1 protein-coding gene is annotated in these 22357 nt (G+C 69.2%); it reads left to right on the forward strand.

The genetic code is table 11. The annotated features are described in order from the left end of the window. The first annotated feature begins 111 nt into the window (after nucleotides 1-111). Nucleotides 112-22323: a non-ribosomal peptide synthase/polyketide synthase gene (locus tag L1080_RS01495; RefSeq protein ID WP_250776931.1), complete on the forward strand. Its 22212-nt coding sequence runs from the start codon at nucleotides 112-114 to the stop codon at nucleotides 22321-22323. Nucleotides 22324-22357 lie beyond the last annotated feature (34 nt).

Below are 22357 nucleotides of genomic sequence, written 5' to 3' on the forward strand. Positions count from 1 at the left end.
TTCCGATAACGGGAAGGCGTGCCACGGGAGCCGGTGGCGAAAGAAATAGATGGGGTTCGGTGACGGGGTGACGGCTCGATGCGGTGCATCGCTGATGAGGGGGTGGCGCTCGTGAGTGCCTTCCCTCTTTCGCGTGCCCAGCAGGGGCTCTGGTTCGCCCAGCAACTCGACCCGGACGTCCCCTTGAACGTGGCGCTGTACGTCGAGGTTCGTGGGGCCCTGGACGTCGATGCATTGACCGAGGCGACCACCCGTGCGGCGCGTGAGCTTCAGTCTCCGTTCGTCCGCATAGTCGAGCGTGACGGGGTGCCCTCGCAGTCGTTCGACCCTTCGATCCCAAACGCCCTCAGCTACCTCGACCTGCGGGGATACGCGGATCCCGAGGCCGAGGCCAGGCGGTGGATGACCGACCGATACAGCCGCCGGCTCGACCCGACCGCGGATTTGATGATCGCGTCGACACTCCTGCATCTCGGTGAAAACCACTTCTACTGGAACACGTTCGCGCATCACTTGATCGTGGACGGGTACGGCGCGATGACTGTTGTCGAGCGCATCGCGGAGCTGTACACCCACGCAGTGCGCGGTACGGAACCACCGGAATCGCGGGCGCTGGGTGTGCGCGACATATTCGACGCCGAAGTTGCGTACGAAGGTTCGAGTAGGGCGGCCGTCGACCGGGAACACTGGGCAGAGCGGCTGACCGAGCTGCCCGCGCCGTCGCGGCTGGCTCGTCGTGAAGCTCCGCCCGCCGCCGTCTCCCGGACCGCCAGCCGTTCCCTCACGCGCGAATCCACCGAACTGATGGACGAACTCGCACGCCGATCCAACTCGTCCGAAGTGCCGATCGTGGTCGCCGCCTTCGCCGCATTTCTGGCTCGGATGACAGGCAACACCGACATCGTGCTGAGCCTTCCGGTGTCCGGGCGCACCACCGCGGCCATGCGCCGATCGGCGGGCATGGTGTCCAACCTCGTCCCGGTGCGCGTGGCAATCGGTGCAGAAGATGACACCGAGAATGTGGTGCGCCGGGTGCAGCTCGAACTCACCGGAGCATTGCGTCACCAGCGGTATCGATACGAAGACATGCTGCGAGACCTGGGGCTCGAGTTCCAGTCGCGTGCTGCGTTCGGGCCGGTGGTCAACATCATGGCGTTCCTGCATGACGTCACCCTCGGTGACGAGGCAGGCGAGATGCACCTCCTTTCCGCTGGACCGGTCGATGATCTCGCCGTCGACATCTACCCCGGAGTCGGCGGCGGCCCACCGCGTGTCTGCTTCGAGGCCAACCCCGCCCTGTACGAACAGGACGAGGTGGAAAGGCTTCTCGAGCGATTCGTGGCCTACCTCACCGACTTCGTCGGAGCCGGGGCCGATCGACCGGTCGCCGACCTCGAGGTTCTCGACGCAGCCGAGCGCGGAGTCCTCGTTCCGGCTTCGGGGCCCAGCGCCGCCGAACCGACGACCCTCGCCGCCCTGCTGACCGTGCCGGAGCACGCGACCAACCCCGCAATCCGCTGCGGCGAAACAGATGTGACATATCTCACACTCGATGAGTGGTCGAACCGGCTGGGGCGCAGGCTGATCGAACGAGGCGTCGGGCCCGAAGATCGAGTAGCGGTGATCGCGTCCCGTTCCGTCGAATCGATCGTCGGGTTATGGGCCGTCGCGAAGGCGGGCGCGGCTTTCGTCCCCGTCGACCTCGGCTATCCGGCCGATCGGGTTGCGCACATGCTGGCCGACAGCGCGGTCACCCTCGCGCTCGCCGTGGATCCCGACGTCGTACCGGACGGCGTCGAGTGGATGTCCCTGGTTGACGGTGACGGGTCCGCCGCGCCGATCACGGACACAGACCGCGTACGCACGCTGCGCGTCGATCACCCGGCGTACGTGATCTATACGTCCGGGTCGACCGGAACGCCCAAGGGTGTGGTGGTCACTCATCGCGGACTGTCGAGCCATGCGGCCGCACTGCGCAGGCATTATCGGGTAACTCCGGAATCACGGGTACTCGCATTCGCGTCGCCGAGTTTCGACGCGTCCATTCACGAAATGCTGTCGGCCTTCACCGCCGGCGCCACCTTGGTGATCGCCCCGGCAGACGTGTACGGCGGCGACGAGCTGACCGCATTGCTGCGCCGGGAGCGCATCACGCACTGGACGGTGACCCCCGCCGTACCGGCCGTGACAGACCCCGACGGGCTCGACGACTTACAGGTCGTGGCCGTAGCCGGCGACGTATGCCCGCCCGAAGTACTCACGCGATGGGCGCCGGGCCGGACACTGCTCAACCTCTACGGGCCAACCGAGGCCACCGTGTGGTCCACGTCGACGGCTCCGCTCGGACCCGCCGACGCCGTCACGATCGGTGCCCCCATCGAGGGTGTTTCCGCGTTGGTGCTCGACTCCAGGTTGCGGCCGTTACCGGTCGGCGCAGTAGGGGAGTTGTACCTGTCCGGGCCGGGGGTCGCGCGCGGATACCTGGGACAACCGGGGCGTAGCGCCACCCGATTCGTCGCCAATCCCTACGGAGACGGGCGCCTGTATTGCACTGGCGACCTGGTGCGCTGGACCCCCGACTTGACGCTCGAGTTCATCGGTCGCGCCGACGACCAGGTGAAGATCCGCGGTCACCGAGTGGAGCCCGGCGAGATCGACGCCGTGCTGCGGACGTATCCCGGTGTGGATCTGTCGGTGACTGTTGCCGCCGCGGGTGTGAGCGGCCCGCAGTTGGCGACCTATGTGCACGGGCGGAACCTCGAGCCCGCGCGGATGCGCGACTATCTCGCGCAACGGTTGCCGGACCACCTCGTTCCGTCGTCGATCACCGTGCTCGATTCGGTGCCGCTGACACCGGCGGGCAAGGTGGACAAGGCGGCACTGCCCACCCCGTCACCGCGCGGGACCGGTGATCGCGCACCGCGGTCACCGATCGAGGAACTTCTCGTCGGAGCATTCGCCGCGGAAGTGGGACTGGCCACCGTCGGGATCGATGCCGATTTCTTCGCACTGGGTGGAAACTCGCTGGGCGCAGCACGTCTCGCCTCGCGGTCGAGCGCGGTGCTGGGCCGCCGGGTCACGGTGCGCGACATCTTCGACCACCCGACTGCAGAAGCCCTGGCCGCTCACCTCGGCGCGCCCGACACCGAGTCGCGACCACCGCTGGTGCCGCGGACCGTGGACACAGCGGCGCCGCTGTCCGCGGAACAGCGACGGCTGTGGCTAGTGAATCAGCGGAACCCCGAGCGCGACCCGTACGTGGTGACGTTCTCGGTCGACCTCTCCGGCGATCTGAATGTCGCTGCCTTTGGTACCGCGATCGACGATGTGGTGCAGCGGCATCCGGCGCTGCGGACGGTGTTTCCCGATAACGGGGCCGGCCCACGACAGGTGGTGCGCAGCGCCAACGTCGAGCTGGCAGATGCCGAAACCGCCGCCGTGTTCGACCTCACGCGCGAGGTGCCGATCCGGGTGCGGCTGCGCCGAGTAGCCCCCGATCAGTACACGATGTCGGTAGTGGTGCACCACATCGCAATCGACGGACTCTCGATTCCCCTCTTCGTCCGGGACGTCTCGGCCGCGTACGCCGACCGTCGTCGAGGGCAAGCGCCGGTGTGGGAGCCGTTGCCGCTGCAGTACACCGACTACGCGTGGTGGCAGCAAGACATTCTCGGTGATCCGGACGACCCCGCCAGCCTGGTCCGCCGCCAACTCGACTACTGGGAAGACACTTTGCGTGGCCTGCCCGAGGTGCTCCCGCTGCCCCTGGATCGTCCACGGCCACCGTCCCCACAGATTCTCACCGCCGGAAGCGCCGAGTTCCGGGTCGACCCCGAGCTGCACCGGCGTCTGCTCGCCCTTGCGCGTGACCACGACGTCACGGCGTTCATGGTGCTGCACGCCGCGCTCGCCGTACTGCTGCGCGGACTGACCGGAACCGAGGACATCGCGGTCGGCACCGCCACCGGCGGACGCCCCGACCCCGCGTTGGACGGCATCGTCGGCATGTTCGTCGGCACGGTGGTACTGCGCACCCCGGTAGCGGCAGGTGCGACGTTCACCGACCTACTGCGCACCATCCGCCGCGCCGACCTCGAAGCCTTCACCAATGCCGACGTGTCGTTCGACTCGGTGGTGCAGGAGGTGCTCTCCACCCGGACCACGGACGCGCATCCGCTGTTTCAGGTGATGCTGGCCTACCAGAATTCGATCGGCCCGGAGACCGAGCTCGACGGGGTCACGGCCCGTGTGCGGGAACAGGAACCGCACGTCCGCGCCTTCGATCTTGACATCACCGTGGACGAACTCCCGGCCGGCGACGGCGATCCGGGTGGTCTGCGCGGGGTCATGACGTATCCACGTGAACTGTTCGACGACGAGACCGTGAACCGGTGGGCGGGGCAACTCGAGACGATCCTGGCCGCCGTTGCGAGCGACCCGACCCGTGCGGTCGGCGACATCGACCTCCTCGGTCCGGCCGACCGGGCGGCGCTCGTGCCGGCGTCCGGCGGTGCTTCGGTTCCCGCGCGAACCTTGCCGCAACTCCTGCACGACGGGCTCAACTCCGACGGCGTCGCACTGCGGTTCGACGGCAATGACATGACCTACCCGGAACTGGAGCAGCGTTCGAACCGTCTGGCCCACAGACTGATTGCACGTGGCATCGGGCCGGGAGATCTGGTGGCGGTGATGGTGCCCCGGTCCGTCGAGTCCGTCGTGGCCATGTGGGCCGTCGCGAAATCCGGTGCCGCCTTCGTGCCGATAGACCCCGGCTACCCAGCCCAGCGCATCACGCACATGCTCCGCGACTCCGGCGTCGACGTGGCGCTCGCTCGGGATGCATCGGTGGTTCCGGACGGTATCGATTGGATCGGCACGGCAGATCTCACGGGCGAGAGCGCCGCGATCGACGACCGGCACCGCACCCGCGCGTTGCACCTCGACCATCCCGCCTACGTCGTCTACACCTCCGGCTCCACCGGAATGCCGAAGGGCGTCACGGTAACCCACCGCGGACTCGCCGCCCTCATGGCGGCAAACGCCGAGTACCGCAACCTCGGACGCGACTCCCGGGTGGCGCACGTCGCCTCACCGTCCTTCGACGTCTCCGTCGGAGAACTACTCCTGGCCTTCACGGCCGGCGCCACCGTGGTGATCGCGCCTCCCGACACCTTCGGTGACGACCTCACCGAACTGTTCCGCCGCGAACGCGTCACCCACTTCCTCACCACCCCCACGGTGCCGCGCCTGATGAACCCGGAGAGCCTCGACGACCTCCGCGTCCTCGAGGTCTGCGGCGAGCCGTGCCCACCCGAACTGGTGACCAGATGGGCACCGGGCCGGGTACTCCTCAACAGCTACGGCCCCACCGAAACCACCGTCGTCTGCACCAGCGCAGAACCGCTCCACGTCGGCGATCGCATCACCATCGGCACGCCCTACGCGGGAACCTCGGCCGTGGTGCTCGACGAGCGACTGAGGCCGGTACCCGTCGGCGCCGTCGGTGAGCTGTATCTTTCGGGTGATTGCCTCGCCCGCGGCTACCACCGCAAATACGCCTTGACCGCAAGCCGATTCGTAGCAAGCGCATACGGAAGCCTGGGCTCCCGGATGTACCGCACCGGGGACATGGTCCGGTGGACCAGCGACCATCGGCTGGAATTCGCGGGCCGCACCGACGACCAGGTGAAGATCCGTGGATTCCGGGTGGAACTCGGCGAAGTCGACGCCGCGCTGGCGTCCGCACCCGGAGTCGACACCGCGGCAACAGTGGTGCGGACCTCGGCTGCGGGTGAACCGGTGCTCGCGTCCTACGTTCACGGCGCGGAACTCGATGCGCATGCCCTGGTGGAGTTCCTGCGTGAACGCTTGCCGGGCTACATGGTGCCCGCGTCGGTGACCGTGCTCGACGAGGTGCCACTGACCAGCAGCGGGAAGCTCGACCGGAAGGCTCTGCCCGCGCCCACACTCGCGGCAGTTCCCGCCCGGGCCCCACGCGGGCAACTGGAAGAGCTCGTCGCCGGGGTGGTGGCTGACGTGCTGGGTCTGCAGTCGGTCGATGCGGACGCCGATTTCTTCGCCCTCGGCGGAAGCTCGCTCACCGCAACCCGATTGGTGTCGCGACTGAGGGCGGCGTTGAACCGCCGGATCAGCGTGCGCGATGTGTTCGACGCACCGACCGTCGCCGAACTTGCGGTCCGGCTGGAGGACGCGCGCACCACCGCTGCTCTGCCGCCCCTCGTCGACGGACCTCCCAACGGACACCGAGGTGCCTCGCCTCTCGCGCCCGCGCAGGAGAGGCTGTGGTTGCACGAGCAAATGAACCCCGGCTCAGCCGACTACGTGGTTCCCTTCGCGATCGACCTCGACGGACCGGTCGATGTGGATGCTCTCGCTGCAGCCGTACGCGACGTGGTCGGACGGCACGAGCCGCTGCATTCGGTGTTCGAGGACACGGCAGCCGGTGTGGTGCAGGTGGCGCGGCCGGTCGAGCTGGACCTGTCGCCGATCGCCGTTGCCCCCGGCACGCTCGACGACGCACTCGCGGCCCTGGGCAGCCGCGGATTCGACCTCACCCGCGAAGTGCCCGTACGGATCCGGATCTTCGAACGTGCACCCGAGCGCTACACCGTCGCCGTCGCCGCGCACCACATCGCGGTGGACGGACTGTCGTTCGGCCCGCTGACCCGAGACATCATGACGGCGTATGCGGCGCGCTGTGCCGGACGGGAACCGGGGTGGCCGGAACTGCCGGTGGGCTACGGGCGGTTCGCGCAGTGGCAGCGATCGGTGTCTGCCACCACGGCGCCGGCGGACGTCGCGTACTGGTCCGAGCGACTGCAGGGAACTCCCGAGCTGCTCGAGCTGCCGACCGACCGCCCGCGGATGCCGGCAACCACGCGGACTGCCGGACGGGTGGCGTTCACGGTGGACGCCGCGCTGCACGGCGCCGTGGACGCCGTGGCCCGCAGCTGCGGGGTCACTCCCTTCATGGTGGTGCACAGCGCGTTGGCGCTGACGCTCGCCGTGCTCAGCGGAAACGACGACATCGCCGTGGGCACCCCGACCTCCGGACGACCTGACCCGGCGCTCGACGACCTGGTGGGGATGTTCGCCGGAACAGTAGTGCTGCGTACTCGCGTCGATCACCGACAGACGTTCACCGAATTCCTGGCGGCCGTCCGGGACACCGACCTCGAGGCGTTCGCCCACGCCGACCTGCCGTTCGATCAGGTGGTGGACGCCGTCGCTCCCGTGCGGTCGGCAACCCACCACCCGCTGTTCCAGGTGATGCTCGCGTACCAGAAGTTCGGCGGAACCGAGTTGCAGTTCGACGACGTCGCCGTCCGCCGTCGCAACATCGAGAGCGCCGTCAGTCGTTACGACCTCGAACTGTCCCTGCGCGAAATGCGGGCCGACGACGGCGCAGCCGCCGGACTCGACGGTGACCTCGTGTACCCGGCGGAACTGTTCGACTCCTCCAGCATCGTCCGGTGGTCGGAGCTGCTGCACCACATCCTGTCCACGGTGGTAGCGGATCCGTCCCAGACACTGGGCGACCTCGAATGGGTGACACCCACCGAGGCGGCCGCCCTGGTTCCGTCCCGTGGCCCGAAAGCCCCAGCACCACAGACGCTCCCGGAACTGTTGGCGCCTGACCGGACCGGGGTCGCTGTCCGATGCGGAAACGAAGAACTGACCTACCGCGAGCTGGATGCCCGGTCCAACTGGTGGGCCCGCCGCCTGATCGCCTCCGGTATCGGGCCCGGTGACCGGGTCGCAATCATGATGCCGCGCTCGCTCGACTCGGTGATCGCGGTGTGGGCGATCGCGCGCAGCGGCGCCGCATTCGTGCCCCTCGACATCGACCAGCCGGCCGAACGCACCGCACGGATTCTTGCCGACGCGGGCGTCACCACGGCGCTGACACTCGACGCCTCGCTGGTGCCAGGCGGTATCACTCCACTGGTCCTGTCCGGGACCGGCGCGGATCCGATTGCGGTGTCCGACGACGAGCGGGTTCGGCCGCTGTCCGCGGATCATCCCGCCTACGTGATCTACACCTCCGGCTCGACCGGCACACCCAAGGGCGTCGTCGTCACCCCCCGCGGCCTGTCCGGTCACGCCGCCGCCCTGCACCGCTTCTACGGGGCCACCCCGCAGTCGCGGGTGCTGCACGCAGCGTCCCCGATGTTCGATGCGTCGATCCACGAGATGCTCCTGGCGTTCACCACCGGCGCCGTGCTGGTGATCGCCCCACCCGGCGTCTTCGGCGGAGACGAACTGCGCGAGCTTCTGCGGCGCGAGCGGATCAGTCATTGGACATCGACCCCGGCAGTGCCGGCGACGATCGACCCGAGCGGACTCGATGCCCTCGAGGTTCTCGCGCTGGCGGGGGACGTGTGCCCGCCCGAACTGATGTCCCGGTGGGCAACCGGACGCAGGGTACTGAATCTGTACGGCCCCACGGAAACGACTATCTGGGCGACGGCGGCGGAACTGTCGGGCTCGCGCATCGCGATCGGCGGCCCCGTCGACGGTATGTCGGCCGTGGTCTTGGATCCGCGACTTCGACCGGTTCCCGTCGGGGTAGTGGGGGAGCTGTACCTCTCGGGCCCCGGTCTGGCCGAGGGATACGTGGGCCAGCCGGGTACAACCGCGGGCACATTCGTGGCCGACCCGTACGGCGGCGGACGCATGTACCGGACCGGTGACCTGGTGCGCTGGAACCGATTCGGCGAGCTCGACTTCGTCGGACGTGCCGACAGTCAGGTGAAGATTCGTGGGTTCCGCGTAGAACCCGGCGAAGTCGATGTGGTGCTCGCTTCAGCGCCAGGAGTCCACTCGGCGGTGACGGTGACCCGCCGCGGCGAACTGGCGTCGTACGTCAGCGGCAGCGCCCTGGAACCGGCGGCACTGCGCGCCTTCGTCGCCGAGCGACTGCCGCGCTATCTGGTGCCCGCATCGATCACCGCGCTCGACCGGTTGCCGTTGACGGTGAGCGGAAAGGTCGACCGGTCCGCGCTTCCCGACCCGGAACTGCCGACGTCGTCGACGCGTCCACCGCAGACCCCGCTCGAACAGGTGGTGGCCGATGCCGTCGCCGAGGTACTCGGTGTGCCCGAGGTGGGAGCCGACACCGATTTCTTTGCGTTGGGCGGCAACTCGTTGTCGGCTACCCGAGTGGTGTCGCGGCTGTCGTCGGTGACGGGAGTGCGCGTCGGGGTGCGTCACCTGTTCGACCAGCCGACCGTCGCCGGCCTCGCCGCGCTGATCGCCGAGGGCGGGGACGCGCGGCCGCCGCTCGTGGCCCGCGACACCGACGGTCCGGCACCGGCCGCCTTCGCGCAACAACGGTTGTGGCTGCTGGGCCAGCTCACACCGGGGTCTGCCGCGTACAACGTGCCGTTCGCTGTCGACCTCGACGGTGCACTCGATGTCGACGCACTGCGGTGGGCGCTCACCGATGTCGTCGAGCGGCACGCCACGCTACGCACCGTGTTCACGATCACCGACACCGGTGCAGTCCAGACGGTCGGCCCGGCCGAGGTGGAGCTGACACCTGTCTGCATCACGGAAGAAGCCGTGGACGACGCCATCGCCTCCCTCGCCGCCGAGGGCTTCGACCTCGCGGTCGAGCGGCCCGTGCACCTGGCCCTGTTCGAGAGGGCTCCGGAGCGCTACACCCTTGCCGTCGTGCTGCACCACGTAGCCGTCGACGGGTTGTCGTTCGGCCCACTGGTCCGAGACCTCACCACCGCGTACGCGGCTCGTCTCGACCGGCAGGCGCCGTCGTGGCCGGCGTTGCCCGTGCAGTACACCGACTACGCGCGATGGCAACGTGAGATGCTCGGCGACCCCGCCGATCCAGAAAGCCTCGCGCACCGCGAGCTCGAGTACTGGGCCGGGGCACTGCAGGACATGCCCACACTTCTGCCGCTGCCCACCGACCGGACACGTCCCGGCACCCTGCAGGGGACCGCCGGGATCGCCCCGTTCGCTGTGCCTGCCGAACTGCACCGGGCGCTCGAAGGGCTCGCGCACCAACAGAATTCCACCCTGTTCATGGTGATGCACGCGGCGCTGGCCGTGTTGCTGTCCAAGCTGACCGGGGCGGACGACTTCGCTGTGGGAACCCCCACGTCGGGCCGCACCGACCCCGCGCTGGACGACGTCGTCGGAATGTTCGTCGGCACCGTTGCCCTGCGCAGCCGGGTGGATGCGCGCTCGACGTTCGCGCAACTGCTGGCGTCCGTGCGGGAGACCGACATCGCCGCGTTCGCGCACTCCGAGGTGCCGTTCGACCTCGTGGTCGACGCCCTCGCCCCGGCACGGTCAGCGGGTCACCACCCGTTGTTCCAGGTGATGCTGGCGTTCGAGAACTTCGGAGACGGTGGCGCAGACCGGCTACCCGAACTACCCGGCCTCGTCGTCCGGGGCCGCGAGGCAGGCACCGGGATCAGCCGCTTCGACCTCGAGGTGTCGTTGCGCGACCGGCGCACACCCGACGGAAGCCCCGCGGGTCTCGACGGCGTGTTCACCTTCCCCACCGAACTGTTCGATCAGCACACCGTCGAGCAGTGGGTGCAGCGACTGCTGCAGATCCTGCGTGCGGTCACTGACCGACCCCACGCCGATGTTGGCGCCATCGACGTGCTGACCGCGGACGAGCAGAGGGCCCTCGTCGCAGGCGCTCCGGGCGTCGCACCGACGGTGCAGTCGCTGGCGGAACTCTTCGCGCAGCGTGTCGCCGAGAACCCGAACGCCGTCGCCGTCACCGACGGCGACACCACCCTGACCTACGGGGACCTGGACCGGCGGTCCGCCGAACTGGCCGCGGCGCTGTCGGAGGCCGGGGTGGGGCCCGAACGCGTCGTCGCCGTGGCGCTGTCGCGGTCGGCGGAACTCATCGCGGCGCTGCTCGCGGTGGTCCGTGCCGGCGGGGTGTACCTCCCCGTCGACGTCGACTACCCGGCCGAACGTGTGCGCTACCTCCTCTCGGACGCATCACCCACCGTGCTGCTGACCTCCGCCGCAGACGCCGCGAACCTGCCCGAGGTGTCCTGCCCGGTTCTGCTCCTCGAGGCTGCGCCTGTGAGTGGTTCGCGAGTGCAGGGACTCCTTAACCACTCACAGGCGCAGGGCGCCTACCTGATCTACACCTCCGGCTCCACCGGCGAGCCCAAAGGTGTGCTGGTCTCCCACGCCAATGTGCTGTGGCTGCTGGCGAATACCTGCCGGGAATTCGGCTTCGGCGCGGATGACGTGTGGACCATGTTCCATTCCCACGCCTTCGACTTCTCGGTGTGGGAGATGTGGGGAGCGCTCACCACCGGCGGGCGGCTGGTGCTGGTGGATCACGACGTGGCGCGTTCGCCGCGCGACTTCGCGGAACTGTTGAGCCGCGAGGGAGTGACGGTGCTCAATCAGACGCCGTCCGCGTTCGGCCAGCTGGCCGACTACGACGTGACCGACACTCTGCGGCTGCTGATCTTCGGTGGTGAGGCGCTCGATCTCGCGCCAGTGTCGCCGTGGCTCGCTAGGCACCCGTCGGTTCGCGCCGTCAACATGTTCGGAATCACCGAAACCACCGTGCACGTCACCCACACCGATCTCGGTGTCGGCGACGGTAGGGCTTCGCTCGGCCGGGCCATCCCGGGAATGCGAACGTACGTATTGGACACCTCGCTGCGGCCCGTGCCACCGGGAACCGTCGGCGAACTGTACGTCGCGGGCCCGCAGGTGTCCCGCGGCTATCTCGGCCGGCCGGGCCTGACCGCCCAGCGGTTCGTGGCCGACCCCTTCACGCCCGGTGACGGCATGTACCGCACGGGAGACCTCGCCCGCCGGCGTGCCGACGGAGAACTCGACTACCTCGGCCGGGCCGACTCGCAGGTGGAGTTCCACGGCTACCGCATCGAACCCGGCGAGGTCGAGGCGGCGCTGCTGCGTCACGACGACGTCGACGGTGCGGTAGTTGTGTTGCGCTCCACGAGCATCGGCGAACAATTGGTGGCGTACGTGGTGGCCGGGGTGGATCCGGCCGCACTCACGCGGCACCTACGTGCACTCCTGCCCGAGTACATGGTGCCCGGAGCGATCATTGCGGTGCCGTCGATTCCCCTGACGCACAACGGCAAAGTCGACCGGCGCGCACTGCCCGAACCGGACGTGACCGCCGACGAGTGGCAGGTGCCGCACGGCCCGATCGAAGAAGTGGTCGCCGGCATCTTCGCCGAACTGCTCGGCTCGCCCGAGGTGGACATCCGCCGCAGCCTGTTCGAACTGGGCGGCAACTCGCTGATCGCCACCCGGGTCGCGACTCGGGTGAGTGCCGTCTTCGACACGGACATCACGGTGCGCGACCTCTTCGAGGCACCCTCCGTGGCCGAGCTGGCAGCCCGCGTGGAGGACCGCGCGCACATCGGGCGTCGGCGACCCGCTCTGCTGCCGGATCGGTGGCACGGCCGGGTGCCGCTCTCGCCCGCACAGCAGCGGATGTGGGTGCTCAACCAATTCGACACCGACGCAGCCGGATACAACATTCCGATCCTCCTCCGCCTCGACGGCGAACTGGACACCACAGCCTTTGCGGCCGCGGCCCGGGACCTGCTCGAGCGGCACCGGACCCTGCGCACCGTGTACCCGTCCGACGCCGAGGGGGTGCACCAGGTGCTGCTCGCGGCCGACGCGGTACCCCTCGACCTGGCTCCGGTCGCCATTCCCGCCGACGCGCTCGACGCCCACGTGCGGGCACTCGTCGACACCGGATTCGACGTCGCCGCCGCACCGCCCGTTCGGGGGCGCGTGTATCGCGTCGGTGCCGATTCGCACGTGCTCGCGCTGGTTGTCCACCACATCGCCGCCGACGCCTGGTCGCTCGGCACGCTGATCCGCGACACCGCCGTCGCCTACCGTGCGCGGCTCGAGGGTCGCAGCCCGGAATGGCCGCCGCTGCCGGTGCAGTACAGCGACTACAGCGTGTGGCAGCGCACCATGCTGAACGACCCCGGCCGGGAGTACTGGCTCGAGACGTTGGCCGACCTGCCGGACCAGGTGACCCTGCCCCTCGACCACCCACGTCCCGCGGCACCCTCGGGCCGTGGAGCCGTCCACACCGTGGAGTTGGACGAGGCCCTGCACGACGGCATCGCCGCCCTGGCGCGTACCGGACGGGCAACCACGTTCATGGTGTTGCATGCCGCGCTGGCCGTGCTGCTCTCGCGGTACAGCAGCAGCCGGGACGTCCCGATCGGCACCGCGGTTGCCGGGCGCACCGACCCGCAACTCGACGACGTCGTCGGCATGTTCGCCGGAACGCTGGTGCTGCGCACGCAGATCGATCCCTCCGCCAGCTTCGCCGAGGTGCTGGCCCACGTTCACACCGAGGACGTCGCCGCGTACACGCACGCCGACATGCCGTTCGAGACCCTGGTGGAACTGCTCAATCCCGCCCGCTCGACGTCGCATCACCCGCTGTTCCAAGTGGCGCTGTCGATGCAGCGGCATCGCCCGGGACACTTCACGTTGCCCGGCCTCGAGGTCACACCGATGACGCCGACGGCGCATCCCGCGAACTTCGACCTCCAGCTCACCGCAACCGAGGCAGCTCCGGGTGCGCGCATGCACCTCGAATTCGGGTACGACGCAGCGCTGTTCGACCGCTCGACGATTCTCGGTTTCGCCGACCAGCTCGTACGGCTACTCGGGTCGGTCACCGCAAACCCCGATCAGCGGGTCGGCGACGTGGACCTGTCGAGTCCCGCCGAACGCGCAGCCCTCGCCCCAGCCCGTGGCCCCGCCGCACCCGCACCGGTCCCGCTGCACCACATCCTCACCCGCGGGGCCGTGCTGGCGCCCGGCGCAGTCGCGGTGCAGGACGGCGAGAGGGCCGTCACCTACCGGCAGCTCGACCAGCAGTCGGAGGGTTTGGCGCGGGAGCTGCACGCACTCGGCGCCCGTCCCGGCACGACGGTGGCATGGTCGGTACCGCGATCGGCGGAATCCGTGGTGGGGTTGTGGGCGATCGCGAAAACCGGTGCGGCGCCCGTACTCGTCGATCCCGATCTGCCGAGCGCGCGAATACACGCGATGCTCACCGCGGCGGGCACCACTCTCGGCGTGGGCTCGGCGACTCTCGGCGGCGAGATCACCTGGGTGGAACCCCACACGCACGCGGACACGTCGGCGGGTGCAATGGTCCGCCCCCGCGTCCACCCGGACCAGCCCGCCTACGTGGTGTTCACCTCCGGCACCACGGGCGCTCCCAAGGCAGTGGTGGTGACGCACGGCGGCCTTGCCGCACTCGACATCGACGTCGCCCAGCGCTATGCCGCCGGCCCCGGGTCCCGGATGCTGCACCGTGCGGCCGCCGGCTTCGACATGGCGTTGCTCGAGATCCTCGTCGCGGGTGCGTCGGCGGCCACCCTGGTCGTCGCCTCCGACGCGGAGTTCGCAGGCCCCGCACTGGCAGATCTACTGGAACGGGAGCAGATCACACACGCCTGCATCACCCCGACGGCGCTGGCCACGATCGGTTCGCGCAAATTGCCGCACCTGCGGATGATCATGCTCGGCGGGGAACGTCTGGGTACCGCCCTGGTAGATCGGTGGGCGCCCGGCCGCCGAATGGTCAACGGTTACGGACCGGCCGAAGCGACCATGTACGCGATCGCCACCGGCCCCCTCCGTCGGGGCGAGTCCGTACCGATCGGTGAACCCGTGCCGGGCTTCGAGGTCGTCGTGCTCGACGAGCGGTTGCTTCCGGTTCCGGTGGGGATCCCCGGCGAGCTCTACCTCGCGGGCCCGGGCCTCGCCCGTGGCTATGCCGGGCAACCGGGACTGACGGCCGAGAGGTTCGTGGCCTCCGCCGACGGCCGGCGCCGGTACCGCACCGGTGACCTCGTGCGGTGGAAGGCGGCCGGTGACCGCCATGTACTCGAATTCCTCGGCCGGAACGACGCTCAGATCAAGGTGCGCGGCGTACGCATCGAACCCGGCGAGATCGACACTGCCATCGCCGGGCTCGTCGACGTGGACTTCGCCGCCACCATCGTGCGCACCACACCCACCGGCCACGACGTGCTGACGTCGTACGTCTTGCCGCGCGCCGAGCTGGATACCGTGGCCCTGCGTCGCCGCCTCGCCGAAGTGTTGCCGTCGTATCTGGTTCCGGCCTCTGTCGTGGTACTCGACTCGCCGCCTCCGCTGATCAACGGCAAGCTGAACGTCCGCGCGCTCCCCGTCCCGGACCTCGGTACCGGTGAGCTCGAGCCGCCGAACACCGACACTGAGCGGACGGTCGCCGACGTGTTCGCAGACGTTCTCGGGATCGAGGAGGCGGGCAGGGCAACGCACTTCTTCGACACCGGCGGAAATTCCTTGCTTGCAACACAATTGACCGCGCGGCTGACCGACGCGGTCGGCGTCCCGGTTCCGCTGCGCACCCTCTTCGCCCATCCCACCGTCGCGGAGCTCGCCGGGGCCCTCGACACAACGGTGCCCGCGGCGGGCCTGCGCCCCGCACTGGGAGCCCGGCCGCGACCGGACCGGATCCCGCTGTCCCGGAGTCAATACCGCATGTGGGTGTGGAATCGACGCAACCCGGCATCTGCCACCTACAACCTCCCTGCCACGGTGCGGCTCGAAGGTGACCTGCACGTGACGGCGCTGGCCACCGCACTCGGCGACGTGATTGCCCGCCACGAGGTGCTGCGAACCCGGTATCCGTCGGAGCCGGGGGAGTCGCCCTGGCAGGACATCACGCATGGTGTGGCACTGGACCTCACACCTCGCGACGTGGACGCCTCGGAAGTGGCCGACGCGGTCACGCGACTCGCACGCGCACCATTCGACCTCACCGCCCAGCCACCACTGCGGGTGCAACTGCTGCGAGTAGCACCCGACGTCCACGTGCTGGTGATCGTCCTTCACCACATCGCCGCCGACGGCTGGTCCCTCGCTCCGCTGGTGGCCGACGTCCTTACCGCCTATGCGGCTCGCCGCGCGGGTACCGCACCGGAGTGGGAGCCACCGGCTCTGCAGTACGCCGACTATGCGCTCTGGGAGGAAGAGCTGCTGGGCAGTGCGTATGCGGCCCGCGGCGTCGAGCACTGGCGGGTCGCGTTGGCGGGTGCGGAATCGGTCGCGCCGTTCCCGGTTGACAGGCCCCGCACGAGCGCGTCCACGGACACGGCCGGGCTGGTGCGGTTCTCCGTACCGGCTCCGGTGCAGCAGGCGGTCCACCGGCTGGCACACGAACACCGGGCCACTCCGTTCATGGTGCTGCACGCCGCACTGGCTTTGCTGCTCGCCAGATTCGGCGACCAGCGTGACATCACCATCGCCACCGCAGTCGCCGGCCGCGGGGACCCGGCGCTGGACGCGGCGGTGGGAATGTTCGTGAATACCCTCGCCCTGCGCGCGCAGGTGGAGCCGGACATGCCGTTCACCGGTCTCCTGGCCCAGGTACGGGACTTCGACGTGGAGGCCTTCGACACCGCCGAGGTTCCGTTCGAGGTGATCGCCGACCTCCTCGGTGGCCGTGTTCCGCAGGTCGCGCTGGCACTGGAAAACTTGCGGCCCCCCACCGTGCGGATGTCCGGCCTCGACGTGCAGGCGCAGGAAGTCGACACCGGAACAGCCAAATTCGATCTCCACGTCACCCTCACCGAGCAGTGGGACGGCGCCGACCCCGCCGGTATGACGGGCGCCGTGGCGTACGCACATGATCTGTTCGACCACGCCACCGTTCAGTCGCTGGCCGAAGAACTCGTCCGGGTGCTCGAAGCTGTCGCCCACGACCCCGAGGTGGCCACCGGCGACATCGCGCTCACCGGCGCGGAACGGCTCGATGGTGGGCCCGCCGCGGAGGAACACACGCTCGCCGAAATTCTGACCTCGACCGCTGCCGCGTACCCCGACAGCCCCGCGGTCACCGACGGCACCCGGACGTTGACGTATCGCGAACTCGACCGGCAGTCGGACGCGCGCGCTCGCGAACTGGTTGCCGAGGGCTTCGGCCCCGGGTGGATGCTGCCGATCGACCTGCCGCGATCCGTCGACTTCATCATCGAGTTATGGGCCGTCACCAAGACAGGCGCCGCCTACGTGCCCAGCCCGAACCGGGCAATCGCCGCCACCGCGACCTATCGGGCCTCCGCGCGGGGACTGGCGTACGTCATCTACACCTCCGGGTCCACGGGAGCCCCGAAGGGCGTGGCCGTCACTCACAGCGGGCTCGCATCACTGGCCGCCGAAGTCGTGCAGCGCTACCGGGTGACGCCGGAATCGCGCGTACTGCATGGATACAATCCCGCGTTCGATGCGGCGCTCCTCGAGATGCTGCTGGCGTTCGGGTCGGGCGCCTGCCTGGTGTGCGCCCCGCCCGACGTGTACGCGGGACCCGAGTTGCAGCGCTTCCTGGTGGACCAGCACGTGACCCACTACCTCTCCACGCCCGCAGTCCTCGCGACCCTCGATCCCGACGGGCTCGACTCGCTGCGCGTGGTAGCGGTGGGTGGTGAGGCGCTGCGCACCGACTCGGCCGAAATGTGGAGTGCCGGGCGACTGATGCTCAACGCCTACGGGCCGACCGAATCCACCGTGGTGGCCACGCTCGCCGAGGTGGACGGGAACGTGACGATCGGCGCACCCATTGCCGGCACCACGGCGACCGTGCTCGATCCCCGCCTGCAGCCGGTACCGGTGGGCGGCATCGGCGAGCTGTATCTCTCGGGTCCCGGTCTGGCCCGGGGATACCTGGACGAGCCCGGCCTGACGGCGGCGAGCTTCATTGCCGCCGAAGGTGGCTCGCGCAGCTACCGCACCGGCGACCTGGTGCAGCGCCGCGCAGACGGCACCCTGTCCTTCGTCGGCCGCGTGGACCGGCAGGTGAAGGTGCGGGGCATGCGGATCGAACCCGCCGAGGTGGAGGCCGGGCTGCTCCGACTCACCGGAGTCGAGCAGGCCGCGGTGCTTCTGCGTGACGGCGAACTGACCGCCTTCGTCACCGGCACCGACCTGAACCCGGCGTCGTTGACGGAGCGCCTGGCCGAACAACTGCCCGCGTACCTCGTGCCGCCGAGAATGGTGGTGCTCGAGTCCCTACCGCTGACCGCCAACGGCAAACTGGACGTGCGCGCGCTGCAGCTGCCTGCCACGCAGCCGGTGGATGTGCTGCCGCCGCGAACGATCACCGAAGAGTTGGTGGCAGGTGTCTTCGCCGATGTCCTCGGTGTCGACCTGCCCGGTGCGAACCACAATTTCTTCGACCTCGGTGGTGATTCGCTCTCCGCCACCGCGGTGGCCGGCCGGCTCTCCACGGCGTTCGGGGTGAGCGTGGCATGGCGGGCGTTGTTCGAGAACCCGACCGCCGCCGGACTCGCGCATTGGCTGGACCACACGCGATCTACCGGAGCGGCTCAGCGCCCGGCACTCGTGCGCCGGGACCCGAACACCCGAGTTCCCCTCTCCCCGCAGCAGCAACGCATGTGGCTCCTCAACAAGGTGGATCCCGACGCTTCCGTCCATCACATGATGTTCGGTACCCGGCTGGACGCAGGCGTGGACCCGGCCGCTCTCCAGGCGGCGATCGCCGATGTGGTGGAGCGGCATACGGTGCTGCGGACCGTCTTTCCCGCCGACGCGGACGGCCCGCACCAGGTGATTGTTCCCACCGCTCAGGTCCTCGACAGCCTCGTGCAGGAGGGTGACGCAGACCTCCAAAATTTCGGCAGACAACGATTCGACCTCGAACACGAACCACCCCTGCGCGTGCGGATGTGGGCAGAACCTGCCGGTGGCCACATGGTCGCCGCGACAGTGCACCACATCGCACTCGACGGCGGCTCGATGGACCCGTTGCTCGCCGACCTCGCGGAGGCCTACCAGGCGCGCGCGGAAGGTGCGGCACCGCAGTGGGATCCGCTTGCCGTCGACTACGGTGACTACACCCTGTGGCTGCGCGATTTCCTCGGGAACGCCGGCGATCCCGGCAGTGTCGCGCACACTCAACTCGACTACTGGGGACGTGTTCTCGACGGCGTCGACGCACCGCTGTCGCTGCCGACGGACCGCCCGCGGCCGCGCCACCCCAGCCGCAACGGTTCCCGCGTGGACTGGGTCGTCGACGAGGAACTACGCGCTCGGCTGCATGCCCTGGCTCGTGTCCACGGCGTCACCGTCTTCATGGTGTTGCATGCCGCGCTCGCCGTAGTGCTCGCGCGGGAAAGCGGCCACCCCGACGTCGTGGTGGGCACCGCCGTCGGTGGGCGACCCGACCCCCTGCTGGACCGGCTGGTGGGCATGTTCGTCGGCACCGTGGCGCTGCGCACCGAGGTGCCGGCCGCCCTGTCGTTCGCGGAACTGCTCGACCGGGTACGCACGGTGGACCTGGAGGCCTTCGCGCATGCGGACGTCCCGTTCGACGACGTCGTCGCGCGGGTGGCGCCGCAGCGTTCACCTGCCCACAACCCGCTGTTCCAGGTGGTCCTCAATTATCGGCGGGTGCCGTCGCAGCCGGTAAGCCTGCCCGGCGCCGCACCGGTCGACGTCGACGAACCGCGAATCGAATTCGATCTCGTGTGGGACGTCGTCGACACCGAGGAGGCCCTCACACTCCGTCTGGTGTACGCCACGGACCTGTTCGACGACGCGAGCGCCCGCGGGCTCGCCGGACGCTACGGGCGCCTCCTCGACGCCGTCGCCGACAACCCGTCGATTCCGGTCGGCGACCTCCCGGTCCTCACCGAACCCGAGTACGACGAGCTCGTCCGCGGGCCGTTGCGCACACCGTCGCCCCGCACGCTCGCCGACGTGTTCGAGGCCCAGGTGCGGGCGACCCCGGACGCGGTCGCGGTGGTGGACGGCAACCTGCAGTGGACCTACGCGGAACTCGACGCCGAAGCGGAACGCTGGGCAGGACAACTGATCGACCGGGGCGTCGGACCCGAAGACGTCGTGGTGATCGCGACACCCCGCGGCCGGTACTGGGTGCTGGCCGTGTGGGCCGTGACGAAGTCCGGTGCGGCGTGGCTGTCGGTGGACCCGGCGCATCCCGAGGAACGCGTCGCCTGGATGATCACCGATTCGGCCGCGGTGCTCGGCGTGACGGTCGGCGACCTCACTTCTACGCTGACCGGCTCCGTGGACTGGCTCGACCTGTCCGATGCGCAGTGGAACGAGCAGACACCGACCCGAGGGGATCGACGGATCCGTCGACGCGGATACGCGCAGGTGACGGAACCCGATCACGCGGCCTACCTCATCTACACCTCCGGATCCACCGGACAACCGAAAGGTGTCGTGGTGCCGCATCGGGGTCTGGTGAACGTGGTGGCCGCACAGCCTCCGGTTCTCGGCACCGAATCGGACATCCGCGTGCTGCAACTCGCCTCACCCACTTTCGATGCCTCGCTGTTCGAAATGCTCTACGCTCTGACCTCCGGCGGAACCCTGGTGATGTCCTCGGAATTCGGTTACGCCGGAGACGAACTGGCAAAGACGGTCGTCGACGCACAGATCACCCACCTCATTGCGACACCCAGTGTGCTGGCCACCCTCGATGCCGAGACGCTGTCGCCGCGTACCGTCGTGGCCGTCGGCGAAGCACTGCCCACCGAACTCGCCGCGCGGTGGTCCCGGCGGCACCGACTGTTCAACGCCTACGGGCCCACCGAATTCACCATCCTCGGGTCGCTCGCCGGACCGCTGGGGCCGGGCCGCGTGAACATCGGCACCGTGATCGACGGCGGTGCCGCCCTCGTGCTGGACGCGCGCCTACATCCGGTCCCGAACGGTGTGGTGGGGGAGCTGTACCTGGCCGGCACCAGCGTCGCACGGGGTTACGTGGGCCGTACCGACCTCACCGCAACCCGATTCGTTGCCCATCCCTATGGCAAACCCGGCGAACGGATGTACCGCACGGGTGACCTGGTGCGGCGCACCGCCGACGGCGAACTGGAGTACCTGGGCCGCGGCGACGCGCAGGTGCAGATCGCCGGGATCCGGGTGGAACCCGCCGAAGTGGATTCGGCGTTGCTCCGTCACCCCGATGTTCAGTCCGCCGTCACCGTGCCCCACACCACGAGTGATCGCAGCACGGTCCTGGTCTCCTACGTCAGCGGTGACACCGACCTCACCTCGGCTGCGGTGCGCGCCCACGCGCGTCACCTGCTGCCCCGGCACCTCGTCCCCTCCGCCGTCACCGTCCTGGACCGGTTGCCGGTGATGCCGTCGGGCAAGGTGGACCGGAACGGCCTCCCCACACCGGCATTCGACACCGAAGTGACCGTCCTCCCGGCCGGACGAGTCGAGCAGGACGTGGCCGACGCGATGGCCGCTGCGCTCGGTGTCGACACCGTGCCCGCCGACGAGGACTTCTTCACCCTGGGCGGAACGTCGATGGGTGCGGCAACGGTGGCCGGTGAACTGCGGCGCCGCCTCGGCCGGGAGGTGCCGATCCAGTGGGTCTTCACCGACCCCACCGTGCAGCAACTCGCCGCCCGGATCGAGGCCGGCCCCGAACTGTCCGAAAGTATGCTCGACACCGTGGTGCGGCTGGGTGGAACGGGGGAGGGCCCACCTCTCTTCTGCGTCCATCCGGCCAGCGGAATGTCCTGGTGCTACGCAGGACTCGCGGACTACCTCGGCGACCGGCCCCTCTACGGTGTCCAGGCCACGGGGGCCGCCGCCGTCCCCGACAGCATCGCGGAGCTTGCCGCCTCCTATGTCGAAGCCGTCCGGGCCGTGCAACCCCGCGGTCCCTACCACCTGCTGGGCTGGTCTCTGGGCGGCATCATCGCTCACGAGATGGCCGTTCAGTTGAGTGACAACCACGAGAGTGTCGCGACACTCGCGATGCTCGACACCCTGCCGCCGGAATTCCACGAACGGGAAGACATCCGCGGCGAGCAGCCGTCGATCGGTGACGCGCTGGTCGAACTCGGTGTCCCGGCAGACCGGTTGCCGGACGGCGGGATCGACTACGAGGACGCGGCGGGAGTACTGGCCGACGAGCATCCGGGCCTGAGCTTCCTCACCGCCGACGCCCTCCGCCGACTCGGGAACGTGATCGACCAACTCGGCCTCCTCAATACCCGGCATCAACCGCGCCGCTACGACGGAGAGATCCAGTTCTTCACCGCGGCAGCAGACCTCGAACTTCATGCGCGTCCCCCACAGATGTGGCGGGGCCGGCTCGGCGAGAACCTCATCGAGTTCGACGTCGACGCCACCCACGCCGCCCTGGCGGACAAGGAACCGCTCGCCGAGATCGGCCGAGTGTTACGGGATCGGGGGAACACAGTGGCCCCTGGAACCTGAGCAAGCCGAGGCCCGCATCCTTCGAGACGAGGAG

Origin of the sequence: Rhodococcus sp. MSC1_016 (genome assembly GCF_023667485.2) — a bacterium.
GTDB lineage: Bacteria > Actinomycetota > Actinomycetes > Mycobacteriales > Mycobacteriaceae > Rhodococcus_F > Rhodococcus_F oxybenzonivorans.